This window comes from Streptomyces sp. NPDC090088 (assembly GCF_044747345.1).
Classification (GTDB): Bacteria; Actinomycetota; Actinomycetes; order Streptomycetales; family Streptomycetaceae; genus Streptomyces.
Genome location: NZ_JBIVDZ010000005.1, coordinates 789,332 through 807,143, shown reverse-complemented (window position 1 = coordinate 807,143; position 17,812 = coordinate 789,332). Strand labels below are relative to the sequence as shown.

The following is a 17,812-nucleotide window of genomic DNA, read 5'->3' as shown; positions in this document are numbered from 1 at the left end:
TCGTGCGCAACGAGCCCACCCGGACAGGCCAACAGCCCGCAAAGACACCCCCGCCGTCATCCGACACCTGCCGCCCGTGGCATTGGGCCAAAGCCCCCGGGGACAGCCTCCCGGCCGCGGCCGGCGCATCCATCCAATCCGGCAAGTGGCTGTGGTTCCTGCCGGTCCGCGCCCTCGATGTGGGCTGGCACCTGATCAAGACGGCTGTGGAAGCCGGACAGCTCGGCCCCCAGGCCAAGGTCGCCACGCTCGGCAACGGCTTCGACGGCGATCCCACACGCCGACCGGTGATCATCTACACCGCCGACTGCAACGACGAGCAGGACGTACGGAGGGTCCTGCTCGCTCTGCGGTCACTCGGCGTCCACGACGCTCTGGCATACAAGACCGACGAGGCCACCACCCGCGGCGAATACGGGGACAGGACCAGCATCTACACCAGCCCCGCCGGAACCACCAAAGTCATCCGGCGTGAGCGTCAGGCCCGCCCGCCGCACGGCACCCGACAGCACCGCACAACCGGCCGGCGCAAGGCACGGGATGAGAGCACGTCCGCCCCGCGCACCCTCGCGGCCAAGACCGGCGGGCGCGGAGCACGCCCGGCCGCTTCCGGCCGGACACCGCCGGCGGCCCCGTAGCCGAGCGGCCGGTAGAACGCGCCGCGGTTCGCGGGCGCGTTGGCGGGCGGGACATGCAAGGTCGAAGGCGCGGGGGCTGCCAGGACCTCAGCCGTACCGCTGCGCGTTCAACCGGTGCCCGTGCCGCAGCCCGGTGCAGGGTCCGGGCCCTGACGGATCTTCCGTCAGGCGCGCTGCGTCCCGAACCGCACGTCCGACGCTCCTCCCCCGTCGTGCCGATGAGGCGCTGCGGGACGTGGTCTGCCCCCGTTCAGTTTCGGGGGCCGGGGGCGATGTGGAGTGCGTGCAGGGGCTGCCGGGCGGTCGCAGGCAGGACCTCGAACCATGCCTGGCCGTCGTTCAAGTAGCGGTTCGCTCTTCTCCAGTAGCGCCAGCCCAGGTCGACGAAGCATGCGATGGCTTCGTCCGTCTTGCTGTGGTCGAGGTACTGGCCGTGCACCTCGACCTGGTCCAGAGGCTGGCCGCTGTTCTCCAGGTGGGCGAGCGCGGCGGCGGCCTGGCGGCGCAGCGGGCTGTTGGGGGTCCAGCGTTCGTCGATGTGGTCCACCGCCACGGCCGAGCTGGGCTGGGCGTCGGGCAGGGGGAACGCCGACACTGTCGCGCCGCCGCTGGTGCACAGACGGTGCAGATCAATACGGACCGGGCGCGGGAGCAGGTCGGCGAGTACCTCGTAGGAGGGCAGGACATGGTCCCTGGGCGCACGGCCGGCGTCCGGGTCAGGGGTGATCGCGGCCAGCCTCTGCCAGGCGAGGTCCACCGGCTCGCCCCGCTTCCAGAGCAGGAGCAGTTCGAAGCCTTCGTCCTCAAGGGCACTGCGGTACTGGAACTGGAAGCTGAGACCGCGGCTGCGGCCGCGCAGCGCCTGCCGCATCACCGTGTAGCCGTCACGGCTGCTGAACATGGCCTCGAGGGATTCCTGCCTCCAGCGTTCGTCGGTGGTGTGCTGCACCACGACGTCCACGTCGCCCACCTCCAGGGCGCCGCGGCTGTAGGACCCGAACAGGTGGATTTCCTCTACGAGGTTCAGGGGCCACGCGCCTTGTTCCAGCCGGTCGAGCATCTCGCGCAGCACCGCGGTCGCCCGTTCACGCTTCATACACACCGCTCCTGCTCGTCACACGGCCGGCACGATGCCGGAGGCCGGGCCTGGCTCAGGGGATCCGGCTCGGGGGCGACGCTACTGCGTGCTCGTCGCCGGTGCCGGTCCAGCGTCCGAAGACCAGCCAGAGTTCGTAGTGCAGGAACCATGCCGAGGCCCACGGCAGGATCGTGTCCGCGAGGAGCATGTGTTCCTTCCACTCCCCGGGCAGGTGCAGGCACAGGTCACCGTCGGGGTAGAGGTGCGGGAGCTTGGTGGCGCCCGGGTGCAGTGTCAGCGGCGGGCCGGTGACACTCACGCGGGGCCTGCGCCGGTGGCGGTAGACGATCCGCACCGGGTAGTTCCTGCTCATGGGGGTGGGCTGCAGGGTGAGGGTGCAGCGCAGTTCGCCGCCTCGTACGGTTCCTCGGGCGCCGGGGACGGCCGCTTTGATCGCGGCCATCTGGAGGGCGAGATTAACCGCGTGCGCCGGGATGCTGGCCATAGAAGGTGTTCGGCTTCCTGCGAGGACCTGCGGCGGTCGCGGAGAGCAGTCCAGTGGCGCCCATCCGCTGGCCGGCGGGGGCCTTCATGCGGGTCGCGTAGTGTGCGAAGGAGCGCTTGACGGGTTCGGGGTCGAAGGACTTGATGAGCTGGGCGTAGACGACGTCCAGGCCCTTGGACTCCGTCAGGGCGAGGTCGTTCATGATCGCGCTGATCTCGTCGTACCAGGTGCGGAAGGCCTGGCGCCGCTCAGGGTATTCGTTCCACTTGTCGGTGAAGTTCTCCTCCTCGTGGGCGGGGTTGGGAACCCACCACTGGCCGTTGTGCTTCTCCACGAGGTGCGGGATGGCGGCGAGGACGCTGCGTACGGCGGTGAACAGGTCGTCCTCGCCGCGGTAGGCGCGGGCGGCGAGCGTGGTGAGGAGGATGGACGGCGGCCGGTTGTCGGTGTCGTCGCCGAAGAAGAACATGCAGTGCCACTTGAGGATCTGCACGAGGCGCTGCAGGGTGCTGCGGATGTGGTGTTCAGGGACCTGCTGGACGTTGGCGGCGAGCCTCTTTTCGAGGAGGGCGCGGGAGAGCTCGGAGCGTGTCCGGAACCAGTCCGCGTAGCCGAGGGGGTTGCTGTGCTGCCACTCGTGGAGCTTCTTGTCCGTCAGGAGGATGCCGGTGGTGGGGTGTTCCTCGTCGGGGATGGCGGGCAGGACGTCGAGGTGGAAGTCCGGGTATCCGAGGGTCCAGCAGCGGCGGCGGGCTTCGAGGCTGTCGGGTCCGTCGGTGTGGCCCCGGCGCTGCTTCCAGCGCCGGTAGGCCACCAGTTGGTCGCCGACTCGCTGTTTGAGGCCCTCTTTCGTGGTGCTGTCCCGGTGCAGCGGGAGCCGGCAGACGAGGTCGATGTCGAACTCGCCGGTCTCGGTCTGGGGGCGGACCACGGTGCCCAGGAGGAAGGAGCCCTGGGGGTGGATCTCCCATCCGGGGCTGCCGTTCTCGGCGAGCCAGTTCCCGACCTCTTCGTAGCGCCGGACGGCGGTGTCGTGGAGGTCCGGGGAGATGTCGAGGACTTGCACGGCGCCGTCGAGCAGCATGGACAGCATCTGTTCGGGCGTGTCGGTGTTGTCCCGCGTCTGGTGGTACGCGTTCACGTCATTCCTTACGAGCGGGGTGGAGGGGGACGAATGCCGGGGCGAGGTGATCGCAGAAGGTGCGGTGGACGGCCGGGGAGACGTCACGGCTGACGTGTCCGGCCCATCCCGAGAGGGTGGTGATGTCGACGTCGTCCAGGGCGAGGGCGCCGGTGGGGACCGTCGGGTTGAGACGGAGCACGTTGTCCTTGCCGACGAAGTGGCGTACCTGCTTGGTGGCGCTCTCGCTCTGTGCGCGCATGAGGATCTCGACCGCGTCGCCGGCCCAGGGCAGCAGGCCGCCGCGGTCGAGACGGCGGTGGCGGTGGCGGACGTCGGTCGTGGTTCCCAGGCTGAAGACCCGGATCGTGTCCAGGGGCACGGACAGCGGGCCGACCGCCTCGGTCAGTGCGACCATGGCCGGGTTGTTCGCCCAGAGGCCGCCGTCGACGAGCCTGGCTCCGTCCAGGGGCATGCCGGGCAGGTAGGTCGGCGCGGCGGAGGTGGCCAGCGCGACGTTGACGGCTTTCTCCCGCCAGTCGCGTTTGAGGCCGGGCAGATGCGGGGTCCGGAAGAGGTAGACGTCGTCGGCGGCGACGTTGTAGGAGGTGATCACCAGGCGTTTGGTGCTTTCCCCGAAGGTCCGCTCCCCGAAGACTTCGGCCAGGGCCGCGCGCAGCGGCTCCGCGTCGTACTTCGCGCGTACCAGGTGCCTGAGGCCGCGCATGCGGCTGCGGTCGCGGAAGATGCGCGGCCCGTGCTCGGTGTAGAACTCCAGGGTCTGCTGCGGGGACAGCCCGAGTCCGAGGCCCAGCGCGATGATGCCGCCGGTCGAGGTGCCCGAGATCAGATCGAAGTGGTCGGTGATGCGGACGCCGAGGTCGTCTTCGAGGCGGGCCAGGACTGCGGCGGAGAACATGCCGCGGAAGCCGCCGCCGTCGAGGGCGAGTATCTGGAAACGCTCCGTCATGCCAACCGCCCCCGAACCATGGGTTCTTCGAAGGCTCCGCCCGCGGGGGCCGGATCTCCGCCATCGAGACTAACTTAATATCACGGCATGTATTTCCGTGCGGATTTCCGCGTGTGAGTCGTAAGGTCTGTGTCGGACACCCGCCCCGGGGCGTGAGCGGCGTACGCGTTCCGCCAAGATGTGGAGATCAAGATCGGTCGGCCGGACGAGGGGAAAGATGAGCACGCAGGCGTTCGAGCGCACCCGGCTGCGGACCGCCCGCGAACTGGCCGGGCTGAGCCAGACGCAGCTCGCCCGCGAGAGCGGGCTCACTCCTGCCGCGATCAGCCAGTTCGAGAGCGGCGCGGCACGTCCCAGTCCGGACACGGCCGGTGTCCTGGCGGCCGTCCTCGGGGTGCCTGCGGGTTTCTTCCGTGAAGCGATGGTCGAAAGCCATGAGGGCTTCTTCCGGTCGCTGCGCCGGACCTCGGTGTCCGACCGCCGCCGCGCACGGGCCGTCGCCCACGTCGCCCACGACCTGGCCGTCCACGCCGCGTCCGAGCAGCAATTCTGCGCCGGCGACGTGCCGATGCTCCCGGTGAGCGGACTGCAGGCCGAGCGGGCCGAGATCGAAGAGGCCGCGGCCTGCATCCGGGCGATGTGGGAACTGCCCTCGGGACCGGTCCCCGACGTCGTGGGGCTTCTTGAGAGGCACGGGGTAGCGGTGATCCGCCTCCCCCTCGACAACACGGACGTCGACGCCTTCTCCCTGCCCTTCGCAGACCATCCGGTCATCGTCCTGGGCACCGACAAGAACGACCGTGCCCGCTCCCGCTTCGACAGCGCGCACGAACTCGCCCACCTCGTGCTGCACGGCGAGCAGATCTGGGGCGTCAAAGAGGTCGAGACACAGGCCCACCAGTTCGCGGCGGCTTTCCTCATGCCCGCCGAAGACATCCGCGACCAGTTGCCGACCACGGTCGACTGGCCGGCCCTGTTCGCGCTCAAACGGCAGTGGCAGGTGTCCCTGGCCGCTTTGCTCATGCGCGCCCGGACCCTGGGGCGGATGAGTGAGAGCACCTACCTGACCGCCATCAAGGCAGCGTCCGCACGGGGATGGCGCCGCGTCGAGCCGGTCCCTCTGGGCCGGCCGGAGCAGCCCACAAGGCTTCTCGCCTATCTCGCCTCCGCCGACAGCGCCCCGGTGCGGGACATCCTGCCGTCGAAGATCGTGCAGAGCCTCCAGGACGCGTCGGCGGCATGACCGCACCAGCTCCGCGCGCGCCAAACGCCGCGGCCCCTCCCCGCCCGGCCGCCGCGCTTGCTACGCGTGGCCTTCGTCGGTGCGCGAAGGCCGTGAGGCGCGCTCCTTGTGGCTGAGCGCTTCGCCGATCAACTCGCGGCACAGCTCGATCAGTTCGTGTGGCCGGCCGCTCACCTCTCCCAGGCGGACGGCATGTTCCACGACCGCCGTGTCCTCCAGCGAGCTGAGCCAGGTCCGGAGCGTTTCCGCCTCGGGTCCTTCAACGGAAGGAGCGAGGATCTCGACGAGAGTGGCGCGTGCGACGGCTGCCGTGATCCTGTCCCTGGCGCGCACGACAGCGGGTGCGCGGCCCGCAGCCGCAAGTGCCCCGCGCAGGTCCTCGCGCCCGACCTCGATGTCGAGCTGCGGGGGCAGCGGGCTGACCTCGTGGCTTCCGGTGACAAGAACGGGGATGGCTATGGTGCGTACCCACTCTTCGAGGAGCTGCAGTTCGTGAGCGGCGATGCTCCACACCCCGGTGTGGGGCCGCTGCAACGAGACCGTCGTGACGAAGGAGAAGTGGGCGCGGGTTCCGCGCGGGGCGCTGGCGAGTACGTCGCCTTCCCGCAGCGGCAGGCCGTCGCCCGGTTGCGGCCGCGGTTTGAGAGGAAGCGCGACCGTCAGGTCACTGCGCGGATCATCCGGGTACACGGCCCCGAGGCGGGGCTCCAGGAGTGCTGGGGCGCGGTGCTTGGCCAGGTTGGTGTAGACGGCCAGGAGCCTCAGCGGATGCTCGTCGGGGTTCCGGCGCTGGAAGGGCTGCAGGCGCTCGATGCGCTGGACGAGAGGTGTGCCCGCGTGCAGCGGGGCAGGCCGGCGTCGCCGGCCGTCTCTCAACCACTTGGCAAACGCCCCAGCATCAACAGCCGCTGGCATCTCGACGCCTCTCCCCTCCTCTTCCGTCAAGGGCCGCCCGAAACCTGCCTCGACCTCCGCGTACAGGGTGTGCTCCAACACAGCCCGCAGCTGGGTGAGGGCGTCAGCCACGAGCCGGGGAACCGCCTGCGGGAGGGGGGCAACCGCCTTGACCACAGCCTCTGCCCGGCCGCCCCTGATCACCTCGGTGAACGTGATCGGCCCCCGCTCGCTGTAGTCGTGCGTCAGCCGTAGCAAGTGGTCGATCGTGTGATCCACGTGGGCCAGCGTCGCGATCACATGTAGCTGGTGGTCCGGCAGCCAGGAGCAGTCCACATCGGAAGGGCTCATGGGCACGACCTTAAGGGCAGGCTGCGACTCCCCCGGCCGGCCGGCACCACGGGCCATGGGGTTCGGTCGCAGTAAAGGGGGGCGGCCCCGCTGATGGCAGAACGGTGTCGCAAGGCCACGGATCCCCGTCGTGCTCGGCGTGCCGGCAGGTGCCTGACAGTTGCGGCGGCTGAAGCCTGCCGGGCATTGCCTCCGCGGCGGCGGACGTCTGTCGTGTCATCGCTTGATGCGGTGCAGTGGCAGCGCCCGCAGCAGCATCCCGAGAGTGCGGTGTGCTGCGGCACGGCGATCGGGCCGGCGTGACCAGACGGTGGGAAGGATGACGCCCACGTACACGAGGGCGAAGGCGGCAACTGCCAGGACAACCAGGCCGGTCGGCAGGGGGACAGCGCTGCTGCGCAGAAGAAGGCCGGGACTCATGGTGGGCTCCTTGGTGACCGTCGATGACGTCGGCCTCCGCTGGTGGGGAGGCCGGTGACGACGTTGGCTGTCCAAGGCGGTGTCCAGCAGCCATTCAGCGGCGAATTGCACACACCGCGCAGAGCAACGCTGGTCAGGGACGTAGAGTTCGGGGGGTGTCCAGCTGTGTCGTGTGGACGTGCAAGGGAGTGGGAACCGTGGTGGGCACAAGTGGCGAGGACGCCTTCTTCGTCGGCCTGCGACGGCTCGGGCAGATCCACGAACAGCATCTTGCGCGGCGGGTCAGTCTGCGGGCCCTGTCACGGGGTGCGGGCGGCCCCGTCACGACAACGATCGGGGCGTGGCTGGACGGCAGCCGGTTTCCTCAGCAGGTCGACGCGCTGATCTCGGTGGTGGAGCAGTTACGCACGGCCGCCGCGGCCGAGGGGGTCGCACTGTCTGCGTCCGAAGCGCACCTGCTGGATCCGCTGTGGTGGCGCGACCAGCATGCTGCCGTGGCCCGCGGCCGGACGGAGACGGTGCGGGCCGGAGTGCAGCGCGCCCAGGCCCAGGCCGTACGGCAGGAACAGCAGATGGCCGATGCCGTGGGACGGCCCGTCGGCGAACTCGACCCGTTCGATCTGGAGGTGCACCACAGCATCGAGACAACGGGCTGGCCCAGGCGTTTCTCCCACGTCTTCTCCTTCGACGCCTCCCCACCTTCGGCGTCCTGGACGACGCACCGCGATCTGCCGGAGCTCACGCCCTACATCCGGCGTCCCCACGATGAGGAACTGAGTGCGCTGACACGCCGGGGAGAGGCCGGTCACAGCGGGATGGCGATGCTGGTGGGCGGTTCTTCCTGCGGCAAGACGCGTGCCTGCTGGGAGGCTGTCCAGGCACTGGGCGAGGGCTGGCGGCTGTGGCATCCCTTCGATCCCACCCGGCCTGAAGCCGCGCTGGCGGATCTTCAGAAGGTCGGTCCCCGCACCGTGGTCTGGCTCAACGAGGCACAGCATTATCTGCTGCCGTCGACGGGTTCCCTGGGAGAGCGGGTCGCTGCGGGGGTACGGGCGCTGCTGCAGGACCAGGCCCGGCGTCCGGTGCTGGTGGTGGGCACGATGTGGCCCGAGTACTGGGACACGCTGACGGCTCTGCCCTCGCCCCAGGCCCCCGATGTCCACGAGCAGGCGAGAAAGCTGCTGGCGGGTACCAACCTCTCCGTTCCTTCTGCTTTCTCCCCTCTTGATCTGAGAGCCTTGCTCAACGACCGGTCGAAGGACCCCCGCCTGCGCTACGCCGCCGAGCGGGCCGCGGACGGCCAGATCACGCAGTACCTGGCCGGAGCACCCTCTCTCCTCGACCGCTACCGCAATGCCCCCGCAGGCGCACGAGCCGTGCTGCAGGCAGCCATGGACGCACGCCGTCTCGGACACGGTCTCGCCCTTCCGTACTCTCTGCTGGCTGATGCCGCGCCCGGCTATCTCACCGACCAGGAGTGGGACCAGACAGGCGACGACTGGCTGAAGCAGGCCCTCGTGTACACCGCGAAACCCTGCCACGGCGCCCGGGGCGCACTCACCCGCATCAAACCTCGCCCGGGCCAGACTGCCCCCAGCACCCCGCACTACCGGCTGGCCGACTACCTGGAAGAGCACGGCCGCAACACACGCCATGGCCGGCCCGTACCGGACACCTTGTGGGAGGCCGCCTTCCAGCACGGCCATGCAGAGAACCTGTTCGCCTTCGCACGCTCCGCCATCGGCCAGAACAGACCCGAAGATCACCTGCGGTTCGCCGTCAAGGCAGCGGACAAGGGCGATCACGCTGCTGCTTGGGAAGCAGCGGAGACCCTCTGCCGCCAGGGCAGGCCGGCCGAGGCACTGGTCATGTATCAGCGAGCCGCAGACGACGGAGCCTTCCTGGCGGCCCGCAAGAAGGCCGCCGCGCTGCTGCTGCAGCTTGGGCGCCTCGACGAAGGCCTGCAGGAGTACCAGGCAGCAGCCAGCCAGGGACATCTTTCCTCGGTGCACCAGGCCGTCACCCTTCTGCTCGACCAAGGACAGCTCGAGGCAGCCGCCACGTGGTGCCAGGACCTCGTCGAGCAGACCGACCTCGACATCCTTGACATGGCCATCTCGCTGCTCCGGCAGGCCGGCCGCGGCGGCGCCGTCACCGCTTGGCTGTGCGAACTCGCCGATCGGGGCCGCCCAGGAGCCCTCGGGCGCGCAGCAGATCTCCTGCAGCAAGAAGGCCGGGCCGAGGAGGCCGTGGCCTGGCTCGTGCCGTTGGCCCAGGCCGGGTACCTGGGCGCCGAGCTGTGTGTGGCGGACATTCTTGAAGAGGCCGGCCGTCACGACGAAGCCCTCCACTGGTACCGGCAGGCTGCCGAATCCGGCTACCCGAGCGCCCGCAGCACACTGGCCCGCCTGTCCGCCACCACTCCCCCAACAGCCCCACCCCACCGACCGCCGGCATGAACGGCTATGGGTGCGGTTCTTCTCCAGTGAGCCGCTTTGGCCTGCGCGGTTGCTGACCGGGGTGTGGTTGCTCGATCATCATGGTGTCGGGTGTCCGGGTTTCGGGGGTGTCGGCGATGGTGGCGTGGCTGGAGGAGATCGAGCGGCGGGAAGCTGCCTCGCGGGAACGGATCGAGGACGGCAACATCGGCGTGCGGGCGAAGCTGTACACGTCCGGCCAGTACGACGACGTCAAGCAGCGTGACGCGCTGTTCACGCAACTCCAGGAGGCGGGCATCGTGGTGCGCGGCGACGTCACCACCGACCAATTCCGGGCCATCCTCGCCATCATGCAGCCCGACGCCTGACCCGAGAGAGGGCCACCACCGTGCCTAAACTCCACATCCCCGCCGACGACTTCCAACTCGGCGACCTCGTCCACCTTGCCGACGGCCGAACCGTCAAGATTCGCGTTCTTGAACGCGGCGGCAGGGGCCTCATCGTCGTCAACCCGGGCGCGGCTGACCGGCTCGAAGGCCGTGTCTGGGAGCAGGTCACCGTCACCCGCGAGGAGATGTCGTGACCGTCCGCCGTCTGTCCGGCCGCCCAGAACTGCCACCAACCCGAACACCGAGACCGGGTGCGGCTCTTTGGAGTGAGCCTGCTGGTCAGCCCAGGAGTTCGCAGTTGTGCTGGCTGGGCCGGGGGTAGAGGCGTTCGCGTTCTCTGCGGGTGTGGAAGGTCCAGTACTGCGGGAAGTCGCCGTTGCTGATGAGGGCCCGGAGGGTCAGGACAGCTTCGGCTCCGGGGACGGTCCACCTGCTGCCGGTGATATCGAGGCGGTCGGCCACCAGATGGCGTGCTGCTCCTTCGACGATGCCGCTGGCGATCGGCCATCCGGCAGCGAGGGCCTGGTCGTAGTGGAGATGGGCGGCGTTGTTCTCCAGGTAGCGGCAGGCCCGGTCGGCTGCGGCCCGCTGGTCTGCGGACAGGCCCAGCCGGTCGGCTTGGGGCGGATGCCGGTGACGGCGCCGGGGCTGTCGCCGGCCAGGATCCGGGCGGCCTGGGCCCCGACCCAGGTCTCGGCGGCCGGATCGGTGGCGGTGTGGAAACACCGCGAGGCCGCCCACGACTTCTCGATCACGTGGACGATGTCGAGAACGACATGGACGGTGACGCCGCGGCGGGCGGCCTCCGCATGGATCAACTCCAGCTGGTGCTCGGCGCCGTCGACCAGGACCACCCAGCACCGGCGGTGCTGTGGATCACGGGCTTGGGCCTCGTCGAACGCGCCAGCGATGACCTGGTCCGCGTCGTGCTCCACCGAGGCGGTGAGCCACTTCGCGCGAGCCTTGGGCCCCTTGCGCGGAGCGCGGCGGGTGGTACGGCCGCCAGGCGAGGCGATGATGTCGTGCGGCCGGCGCACGGCCGGATTGGCGTCGTGGACGACGGCGAGGGTGGCCATCGCCTCGCCCGCCTCCGCTTCCGCTTCCGCCCCTGTAACCGAGACCGTCTCGCCGCCGGACAAGATCTCGGTCATCGTCTCCCGCGTGATCTGCAACCGGGACAACACGTCCTCCCGCTCAGCGAGACGCCTGGTCAACTCCTCGATCTGGTCCCGCAGTCCGGCGATCTCCTCCCGCGCGGCAGCCTCCCGCCGATCGAGTTCCTCCAGCCACGACGCCATCGCCGCCTCCAAGACCACGTCCTGGGACACGACGATCCGCCGTCCGACCACGAACGGCAACGGCGCACAGCATCACCAACTCACTGCAGAAGAGCCGCACCCGTTCTCCTTCGGCGGCCTGGAACCGCCTCGAACCCGTCGGCACGATGCCTGCCAGTGGGATCTTGTGAGGGCGTCCCGCTCCACGCTCAAGGGACGTGACACAGCCACAGAGCGTCGCTAGAGCGCCAGACGAGGATGGGGTGGGCTCATGAGCGTTGACCTGGGAACCCGCTTGAGCGGTCGGCTGCTTTACCATTCCCCAGCCGGCTGTACGCGTGCCCGCACCGCGAAGATCTCATGGTCCTCAGCCGACCCCCTGATGGAGGAGACCTCCCGGCGCCACAGGCCCAGGACCAGTACCGAGCCCGCGCGGCGTGCCGCCTGAATCCACTGGTTGCTGGCGTCTGCTGCGTGCTTGAGGGACCCCACGGTGAGACGGGGCATGTCCTTGCCCCAGCTGCGCACTCCCCAGGGGCGCTGGGTCTGCGGGTGCTGTTGCAAGATCCACGGCGTGATGCCGGGCAGGGTGTTCCAGGTGTAGAGGGGGAAGCCGCAGCGTTCGGCGAGGTCGTCGACCGTGCCAGTGAGGTCCGGAGAGTTGATGGTGAGTGCGGGGAAGGGCCCGCCGGGGACGGGGACGAAGCCGGTGTGTGCAGCCACGTAGAAAGGCGGCCTGGGTGGGGTCAGGTCGATGATCAGGGAGTTGAGTGGCTGACTGCCGTGTCCGTTCTGGATCAGTCGTGGGATGGCCCACGCCCAGACGTTGATGAGATCGGTGACGAGGTCGTGGAGTTCGTCTTCTTCGAGATAGACGACGAAGAGATACGCCTCCTCGTGCTCGTACCGGGGGATGGTTGCGCAGAAGGCGGTGGTGGTGGGAGTGAAGCCCTCACCGAGTGAGGCGGGCAGGGATGCGGCCAGAGCAGTCGGGACGAGCGGGAACCTCCACGTCATCCGGTCCACTGCGGAGGCAAGGCAGGCCTCGCAGTCAGCGAGCCGAGCGCCAATGGCCTCAGCTGCATCGCTCATGTCGACCGTGAAAGGAACGCCGAAGGGTTTGCCGCTGACGGGGGGCAGGACGGGGGCGGGGTGGGTGTGCACGGTGCCCGAGCGAGCGGAGGTGTAGGAGGCGCCGGTGCGGCGGGCGGTACGTCGTGCTCGGTCTTTACGGGCGTGTCCTTTGGTCATGGTGATGGCCTCGAGTCTGCGCTCCGGCCCCATGATCCGGTGCGCGAGTTCGGGCGCATGCGGACGCGTTGGTCAGGCTGGTGAACAGCGGTGGTGTTACGCGCAGTTGATGCGGCGATCGCTCCGGATGCCCGGGCACCTTTGCCGTGTGGGGCCGTTCATGGGCCGACCCTGGCTTGGGCCGATGCGCTCGGCCTGTTGACAGGCTAGCGCGTGCAGTTGCCGGTCGGGGCTGATTCCGCCTTGTTGCATGCTCTGGCGGCGCGGGACCCGCCCTTGTCAGGCGGGTCGAGGTGCCGGGCGGTGTGCACGACAACGGCCGGGCACGGCAGAAACATCGCATGTGGTGGAGGAAGACAGGTGGATCGCTCTGTCGGTCGTGGGTTCGGCCTCGCTTGCTGGCATGTTGGCTCTCGTCTTCACTCCCTGCGAAGCTGTCCTGGCCTGAGCCCCCGCGTGCGGGCCCGGTGGACGGCGTCCTCGATCAGACACCCAGCGCCCGCACAGCCGGGTTAGACCCCAGCCACAGCACCGGCTCTCCTTGCCTGCCGTCTGGCGGGCCGGGAGCGCCGACGGGGGTGTCCCGGACGGCGGCGGGGAGGGACAGCGCGGCGGCCAGGGCCCTCAGACGGGCCAGGACGGCCGTCTCCTGGCCAGCGGGAAGCACGGTGTCGGTGCGCCACGCGAGAGTGAGCAGGTCGAACAGCGCCTGGTCGGCGAAGGACACCGCGTCGGACCGGCCGCCGCCGACGGCCGCGGAGGACGTGGTGGGGGCGGTGGTGAGGGCCACATCTCGTCGAGGCGGCGGCGCACCTCGAGCGCCGCCGTGACGGCGTCCGCGAGTACGCTGGCGGGGAGGGCGCCGGGGCGGCTGGCAAGGACGGCAGCCGCAGCGAGGTAGAACGCGCCGAGCTCCGGCAGGGCCAGAACGGCGGGCAGGTCGCTCGTCCAGGCGGCCAAGCCGGCTGCCACGAGACGGTGCACGACCATCGCGTAGCCGCCGTCGCCGGCATCCCCAGCTACGGCCAGCGCGGCGGCGGCCGCCGCCAGCCCCTGCTCGGCGGCCACCTCGGCCAGGTCCTCGGCATCCAGCACCGTGGTCGTCCTGACCGGCTCCAGGACGGGGCGGTCCGTGGGTCCGGCGGGCCGCCGAGCCGAAGGCGATTCACCGCGTCCAGTACCGGCCCAGCCAGCACCGGCGCAGGCAGGGCCGGCGACCACTCCCACACCCGCAGCCAGGAGACGAGCAGCTCGACGGTCCAGTCGACCCGCTCAGCGCCAGCGGGCAGGACCTCGGCCAGCAGAGCGGCCGACGGCGGAGTGCCCAGCGCCGCACGGACGTCCGCCTCCAACTGCGCAGCGCGCTCGCGCGGGCAGGCACCGAACACCAGGGCGGCGAGGCGCGCCGGCTCCGGGACGGACTCGGCGGCCACCAAATGGGGGACGAGCGCGACGGCCTTTTCCCACCACTGTGCGGCGAGCCCGGCCAGGGCCGCACCTGACGCCTAGGCGGAGTCAAGACAGCCAGGCTGCCTACGACCAGGCCGATCAGCTGACCGGGGCTACCCCGGGACCGGGCCGCCGCCCTACCGTGGACGAGGCACCTGACCCGGGAGGAGGCGCCATGGCCTCGGTCATCCGCGTCGTGACCTTGCGCTCACAACCCGACAGGGCAACAGAGTTGGCCACAAGAGTCAGGGACAACCTCGTCACGCACGAGCTGCCGCCTGGCCTCGTGACCGTGTACGTCGTCCGTGACATCGGAGATGCCGCGGTGGTCCAACTCATCAGTGTCTTCGACGGGTTGCCAGCGATGGAGGCCAACATGCCGAGCCTGGATACCGGCCTCGCTCCCCTGCACCCAATTCTCGCAGACCAGCCCCGCATCTCCTCCTACGAAGTGGTGGCGCACGGTCAGGGGAAGGCGGCGGTCCTGGAGGGGTTATGACGCCAGCGCAAGCAGCACGCCCAAGGCCACCAGCGCGACGCCGACGACCTCCATCGCCACAGCGCCTTGCAACAAGTGCGCCTTCGTGTCATTCAGGGACTTCGCCCGCTTGAGGAAGTCCGCCTGGGCCTGCGACACGAGCCACCGCGCGTCCTCACCGTCGCAGTGCCAGTCTGTCAGCATCCGGTCGACGTCCTCGGCCGCGAAGTCCCGGTACGAACGGGGTGAGTTGGAGCCCAGGGCGAGAACGGCGGCGAGCACGAACGCCACGACCGCCGCGATGAGCGACACACGGGTTCCCGACTGCAGACGCAACTCGGCGTCCTTCCCAAGCAGGAGCGCGGACAGAGCGACCAGGAGGCTCACCAGCGCGCCGGAACTCGTAATCACTGCCAGGGACCGCTGCTCCACCGACGCCTTGCGGGCGGACTGCTCGTTCAGCATCGTCACCATCAGCGGGCCGTAGACGTCACTGGCCCGCAGCGGCTGCCGGCCCGGCGTGGAGTCGTCGCTCATGTCGGGCTCAGCATGCCGCGAAGCCACCGCGGAACGGTGGCGGCAACGCTCCCTTGGGGAACTCGGCCCTCATCAATTCCTCGAGCTCCGGCACGCTCATCATGATGGCCCTCACGCGCTCCACCTTTTCCGACGGCATCAAATCGCTCCGCGCCTGTGCCGTGGCAAGCCGTAACTCGTCCACGACGGGAGGGTTGCGACCGGCATCGCGATACCGGGCCAGGGCCAGTTCCGCCGCCTCAAGAATGGCCCTGCTCCGTTCGTCCCAGCCGGAAGGCATCCTGTCGTGTCCTTGGAGCCGCGTATCGTCACCAGACGCTTGTCGCCTGTGTAGAGCACCGCAGTTCGGTGCGCAAGGGGCGCGCGCCGCGCGCGATCAGGGCGTACGGTCAAACCGTCCTGGGTCGCCTGCGCGTGAGGAGAGCCACGTGAACTCGGCTGATCGGCCGCGCGTGCGCGTCGGGGTCGTGGGACTCGGGGCACCCGGCACCGCCCTCGCGCGTCTGCTCGCCGCCGACGGCGCCAATGGGCTCCTGCTTCTCGACCCCGACCCTCTCACAGCCCTGGACGCGCGACGGCTCGGTCTGCGGGCCGCATACGTGGGGCGATCGCGCCAGGCCGCCCTAACCGACGAACTCACCGCCGTGCACGGACCAGTGGCCACTACGCTCGACGCGTCCAGGCTCGACGCATCGGCCGTGGACGAATTGGTCCGTCGCGTCGACCTCGTCGTCGTCACGACGGAGCCGGGGCCGGTTCTCGTGCATGACTGGGCCGACCGAGCTGCCAGAGGACGCGTACCGGTTGTGCACGGCACCGTACGAGGACACACGGCCCTCATCGGTCCGACGGTCCTGCCCGCGCGGGGCCCGTGCCACCGATGCCGGCGGATGCGCGCCCTCGCCTGCGGCGAACTCGGGAGCGCGTGGTCCCCGGCCCAACCCGACGACCACGCGGACGACTTCACTGCCGCGCGTCACAAGCCACCCCTCACGACGCTGGCCCCGTACGTGGCTTCCGTGCTCGGTCAGGAGGTGTCGGCCCTGTCGGCGCACGGGGACCTGGCACGGTTCGTGGGCACCGTACAGACCTACGACGGACGCAGCCTCGCACCGCGATGGCACCGCCTCTTGCGGCACCCCGACTGCCCCACGTGCGGCCCGTGGAAGCGCCGCCCCCCGCCGGACGGCCCCACCGCACCGGACTTCGACCGCATCGAGAAGAACCTCGTCAGCCCTGTCTGCGGGGTGATCAGGTCACTTGAGACGGTATCGCAGCCCGACGGTGAACCGAGCGTCCTTCACCTCGTGTGGGCCCGGCTGGCGAACGCTCCGCTGTCGCGTCCCGCGAGCAGGTTCCTGAACAGTTCGGGGCGGGGCTGGTCGCAGCAGGAGGCGCGCGACGGCGCGGTCGCCGAGGCGCTGGAGCACTATTGCGGCCTCATGTGGCGGCCCGACGTCCTGCTCACCGCCAGCCACACCGACCTGAACCACTCCGCCGTGGACCCGAGCACGCTCGCCCTCCACGAGCCGCGCACCGAGAACACGGTGCTGGACTGGACCCCCACGCGCTCGCTGCTGACCGGCGAGGAAGTCTGGGTCCCCGTGGAGACTTTGTCGCTGGGACAGGCCCAAAGCGGGCACACGCGGCAGCAAACGTCGAACGGTCTCGCCGCCGGGGCCGGACTCCAGAACGCCGTCATGCGCGCCCTCTTGGAAGTCATCGAGCGCGACGCGTTCTTCCGTTGCTGGACGGGCCGCCTGCCCACTCGGCGCCACCGCTGCACGGAATCGCCCGATCCGCTCGTACGTGCCCTGGCGCACGAGTACGCGGGGCGCGGGATCGAGCTCGACATCCACGTCGTCCCCACGGACACGGCCGCTCATGTGGCGTGCGCGGTGGCCCGTGCACAGCAGCCGCCGGTGCGGGCCGTGGGGCTCGGCGCGGCGCTTGACCTAGCCGGCGCCGTACGCCGCGCCGTCATGGAAGCGGCCCAATTGCGCACGGCACTGGCCTGGCGCCTGCACAGGTCGTCGGCAGATCTCCAGCGGGCAGCGTGGCTGGCCGAGGACCCCTCACGGGTAACGACGATCGACGACCACGGCCTCCTCTACGCCGTGCCGCAGTCGGCGAGCGCCTTCGCGTTCCTGGAGACCGTCCCGTATCTGCCCTGGCCGTCGCCGTCTTTCAGTCCAAAGGCCACGGACAGCTCACCCGCACCCGACCCGCTCCGGGAACTGGCCCTCTCGGTCGGCCGCGTCGCGCCCGATGTGCTCTACGCCGATGTCACCACGCCGGACGTCACGGATCTGGAGATAGCCGTGGCACGGGTGATCGTGCCCGGACTCGTCCCGCCCTGGTTCGGGTCCCCCCCACGATCGCGTGCAAGCAGCCGCTTCCCCCAAGGAGCCCTCTTTCGGAGCGACCCACACCCTTTCATGTGAGGTCTGAGCAGATCACCGCGTCTTTGTCCGTGATCGGTAACGGCCCGATCCGGGCGGAGTGGAGCAGTGCGTGACGCGGGTACGCGCCCCACGCACCGTCCAGCAGCACCCCGCCCCCGTACGCGGCGTGGTGGCAGCACCCGGCGTGCACGCAGTGCCCTTCGGCCGCCCAACTCGCCTCCCTCAGCAGCGCGGCCACCACCCTGTCCCCGGCGTAGCGAACAACCTGGAACAGGGGCTGCACCGGCAGCAAGTCCTTCTCCTACCCGACGCCGTGGATGACTTCGTCACCGCCGCAGATACGCCCGTCCCCGCTCTCCTGATGCGCAT

Annotated in this window: 20 protein-coding genes; 7 read left to right on the top strand and 13 right to left on the bottom strand. The window is 69.8% G+C overall.

Features of this window, described 5'->3' with window-relative positions; all coding sequences use genetic code 11:
• Positions 1-2 precede the first annotated feature (2 nt).
• Positions 3-638 carry a putative phosphothreonine lyase domain-containg protein gene (locus ACIPSJ_RS27405; RefSeq protein WP_401349933.1) on the top strand — a complete coding sequence of 212 codons (636 nt, stop codon included), beginning with the start codon at positions 3-5 and terminating at the stop codon, positions 636-638.
• 250 nt (positions 639-888) lie between these two features.
• Here the strand turns inward: ACIPSJ_RS27405 and ACIPSJ_RS27400 are convergent, their stop codons facing one another.
• Genes ACIPSJ_RS27400 through ACIPSJ_RS27385 form a run of 4 tightly spaced genes read right to left on the bottom strand, consistent with a single transcriptional unit; the run spans position 889 to position 4,311 of the window.
• Positions 889-1,734: a hypothetical protein gene (locus ACIPSJ_RS27400; protein ID WP_401349931.1), complete on the bottom strand. Its 846-nt coding sequence runs from the start codon at positions 1,732-1,734 to the stop codon at positions 889-891.
• A 55-nt stretch (positions 1,735-1,789) separates the two neighbouring features.
• Positions 1,790-2,221, bottom strand: coding sequence for a hypothetical protein (locus tag ACIPSJ_RS27395; protein ID WP_401349930.1), 432 nt, complete (start codon positions 2,219-2,221; stop codon positions 1,790-1,792).
• Positions 2,193-3,362: a cyclic GMP-AMP synthase DncV-like nucleotidyltransferase gene (locus ACIPSJ_RS27390; RefSeq protein WP_401349927.1), complete on the bottom strand. Its 1,170-nt coding sequence runs from the start codon at positions 3,360-3,362 to the stop codon at positions 2,193-2,195. The genes ACIPSJ_RS27395 and ACIPSJ_RS27390 overlap by 29 nt, the downstream gene beginning before the upstream one ends.
• Position 3,363: 1 nt before the next feature.
• Positions 3,364-4,311, bottom strand: a complete 948-nt coding sequence (locus ACIPSJ_RS27385) for a CBASS cGAMP-activated phospholipase (RefSeq protein WP_401349925.1) — start codon at positions 4,309-4,311, stop codon at positions 3,364-3,366.
• Between the two features lie 217 nt (positions 4,312-4,528).
• Here ACIPSJ_RS27385 and ACIPSJ_RS27380 point away from each other — a divergent pair, with 217 nt between their 5' ends.
• A complete protein-coding gene (locus tag ACIPSJ_RS27380) occupies positions 4,529-5,554 on the top strand; it encodes an XRE family transcriptional regulator (RefSeq protein WP_401349924.1) in 1,026 nt (341 codons plus the stop codon).
• 60 nt (positions 5,555-5,614) lie between these two features.
• Here ACIPSJ_RS27380 and ACIPSJ_RS27375 read toward each other — a convergent pair whose 3' ends face one another.
• Together ACIPSJ_RS27375 and ACIPSJ_RS27370 are read right to left on the bottom strand one after the other, a co-directional pair.
• Complete coding sequence (locus tag ACIPSJ_RS27375; RefSeq protein ID WP_401349922.1) at positions 5,615-6,799, bottom strand: hypothetical protein; 1,185 nt, start codon at positions 6,797-6,799, stop codon at positions 5,615-5,617.
• 216 nt (positions 6,800-7,015) lie between these two features.
• A complete protein-coding gene (locus ACIPSJ_RS27370) occupies positions 7,016-7,219 on the bottom strand; it encodes a hypothetical protein (protein ID WP_401349920.1) in 204 nt (67 codons plus the stop codon).
• Positions 7,220-7,416: 197 nt separating this feature from the next.
• On the opposite strand from ACIPSJ_RS27370, the gene ACIPSJ_RS27365 reads away from it, so the two are divergent.
• The 3 genes from ACIPSJ_RS27365 to ACIPSJ_RS27355 all read left to right on the top strand — a co-directional run bounded on the left by ACIPSJ_RS27365 (position 7,417) and on the right by ACIPSJ_RS27355 (position 10,240).
• On the top strand, positions 7,417-9,678 hold the full coding sequence (locus ACIPSJ_RS27365; RefSeq protein ID WP_401349918.1) for a hypothetical protein: 2,262 nt from the start codon (positions 7,417-7,419) through the stop codon (positions 9,676-9,678).
• Positions 9,679-9,794: 116 nt separating this feature from the next.
• Positions 9,795-10,025, top strand: coding sequence for a hypothetical protein (locus ACIPSJ_RS27360; RefSeq protein ID WP_401349915.1), 231 nt, complete (start codon positions 9,795-9,797; stop codon positions 10,023-10,025).
• Between the two features lie 20 nt (positions 10,026-10,045).
• Complete coding sequence (locus ACIPSJ_RS27355; protein WP_401349914.1) at positions 10,046-10,240, top strand: hypothetical protein; 195 nt, start codon at positions 10,046-10,048, stop codon at positions 10,238-10,240.
• Between the two features lie 204 nt (positions 10,241-10,444).
• Here the strand turns inward: ACIPSJ_RS27355 and ACIPSJ_RS27350 are convergent, their stop codons facing one another.
• The 4 genes from ACIPSJ_RS27350 to ACIPSJ_RS27335 all read right to left on the bottom strand — a co-directional run bounded on the left by ACIPSJ_RS27350 (position 10,445) and on the right by ACIPSJ_RS27335 (position 14,007).
• Complete coding sequence (locus ACIPSJ_RS27350; RefSeq protein WP_401349913.1) at positions 10,445-11,404, bottom strand: hypothetical protein; 960 nt, start codon at positions 11,402-11,404, stop codon at positions 10,445-10,447.
• A 231-nt stretch (positions 11,405-11,635) separates the two neighbouring features.
• Positions 11,636-12,607, bottom strand: coding sequence for a hypothetical protein (locus ACIPSJ_RS27345; RefSeq protein WP_401349912.1), 972 nt, complete (start codon positions 12,605-12,607; stop codon positions 11,636-11,638).
• A 451-nt stretch (positions 12,608-13,058) separates the two neighbouring features.
• Positions 13,059-13,364: a hypothetical protein gene (locus tag ACIPSJ_RS27340; RefSeq protein WP_401349910.1), complete on the bottom strand. Its 306-nt coding sequence runs from the start codon at positions 13,362-13,364 to the stop codon at positions 13,059-13,061.
• A gap of 229 nt (positions 13,365-13,593) precedes the next feature.
• Positions 13,594-14,007: a hypothetical protein gene (locus ACIPSJ_RS27335; RefSeq protein WP_401349908.1), complete on the bottom strand. Its 414-nt coding sequence runs from the start codon at positions 14,005-14,007 to the stop codon at positions 13,594-13,596.
• A gap of 191 nt (positions 14,008-14,198) precedes the next feature.
• On the opposite strand from ACIPSJ_RS27335, the gene ACIPSJ_RS27330 reads away from it, so the two are divergent.
• On the top strand, positions 14,199-14,522 hold the full coding sequence (locus ACIPSJ_RS27330; RefSeq protein ID WP_401349907.1) for a hypothetical protein: 324 nt from the start codon (positions 14,199-14,201) through the stop codon (positions 14,520-14,522).
• Here the strand turns inward: ACIPSJ_RS27330 and ACIPSJ_RS27325 are convergent.
• Both ACIPSJ_RS27325 and ACIPSJ_RS27320 read right to left on the bottom strand, forming a co-directional pair.
• Positions 14,517-15,038, bottom strand: coding sequence for a hypothetical protein (locus tag ACIPSJ_RS27325; protein WP_401349905.1), 522 nt, complete (start codon positions 15,036-15,038; stop codon positions 14,517-14,519). The genes ACIPSJ_RS27330 and ACIPSJ_RS27325 overlap by 6 nt on opposite strands.
• 7 nt (positions 15,039-15,045) lie before the next feature.
• Positions 15,046-15,318: a hypothetical protein gene (locus ACIPSJ_RS27320; protein ID WP_401349902.1), complete on the bottom strand. Its 273-nt coding sequence runs from the start codon at positions 15,316-15,318 to the stop codon at positions 15,046-15,048.
• 148 nt (positions 15,319-15,466) lie between these two features.
• Here ACIPSJ_RS27320 and ACIPSJ_RS27315 point away from each other — a divergent pair, with 148 nt between their 5' ends.
• The gene (locus ACIPSJ_RS27315; protein WP_401349900.1) at positions 15,467-17,482 is read left to right on the top strand and encodes a TOMM precursor leader peptide-binding protein; all 2,016 of its coding nucleotides are present in this window, start codon (positions 15,467-15,469) and stop codon (positions 17,480-17,482) included.
• On the opposite strand, the gene ACIPSJ_RS27310 is transcribed toward ACIPSJ_RS27315, so the two are convergent.
• Entirely contained in the window at positions 17,475-17,681 is a 207-nt protein-coding gene (locus ACIPSJ_RS27310) for a DUF6420 family protein (protein WP_401350131.1), read from the bottom strand. The two genes, ACIPSJ_RS27315 and ACIPSJ_RS27310, sit on opposite strands and share 8 nt — an antisense overlap.
• Positions 17,682-17,812 lie beyond the last annotated feature (131 nt).

Coding starts and splice junctions, on each gene's coding strand:
- ACIPSJ_RS27330 (WP_401349907.1), top strand. CDS start 14,199: ATGGCCTCGGTCATCCGCGTCGTGACCTTGCGCTCACAACCCGACAGG.
- ACIPSJ_RS27360 (WP_401349915.1), top strand. CDS start 9,795: ATGGTGGCGTGGCTGGAGGAGATCGAGCGGCGGGAAGCTGCCTCGCGG.
- ACIPSJ_RS27325 (WP_401349905.1), bottom strand. CDS start 15,038: ATGAGCGACGACTCCACGCCGGGCCGGCAGCCGCTGCGGGCCAGTGAC.
- ACIPSJ_RS27380 (WP_401349924.1), top strand. CDS start 4,529: ATGAGCACGCAGGCGTTCGAGCGCACCCGGCTGCGGACCGCCCGCGAA.
- ACIPSJ_RS27345 (WP_401349912.1), bottom strand. CDS start 12,607: ATGGGGCCGGAGCGCAGACTCGAGGCCATCACCATGACCAAAGGACAC.
- ACIPSJ_RS27320 (WP_401349902.1), bottom strand. CDS start 15,318: ATGCCTTCCGGCTGGGACGAACGGAGCAGGGCCATTCTTGAGGCGGCG.
- ACIPSJ_RS27370 (WP_401349920.1), bottom strand. CDS start 7,219: ATGAGTCCCGGCCTTCTTCTGCGCAGCAGCGCTGTCCCCCTGCCGACC.
- ACIPSJ_RS27375 (WP_401349922.1), bottom strand. CDS start 6,799: ATGAGCCCTTCCGATGTGGACTGCTCCTGGCTGCCGGACCACCAGCTA.
- ACIPSJ_RS27395 (WP_401349930.1), bottom strand. CDS start 2,221: ATGGCCAGCATCCCGGCGCACGCGGTTAATCTCGCCCTCCAGATGGCC.
- ACIPSJ_RS27400 (WP_401349931.1), bottom strand. CDS start 1,734: ATGAAGCGTGAACGGGCGACCGCGGTGCTGCGCGAGATGCTCGACCGG.
- ACIPSJ_RS27385 (WP_401349925.1), bottom strand. CDS start 4,311: ATGACGGAGCGTTTCCAGATACTCGCCCTCGACGGCGGCGGCTTCCGC.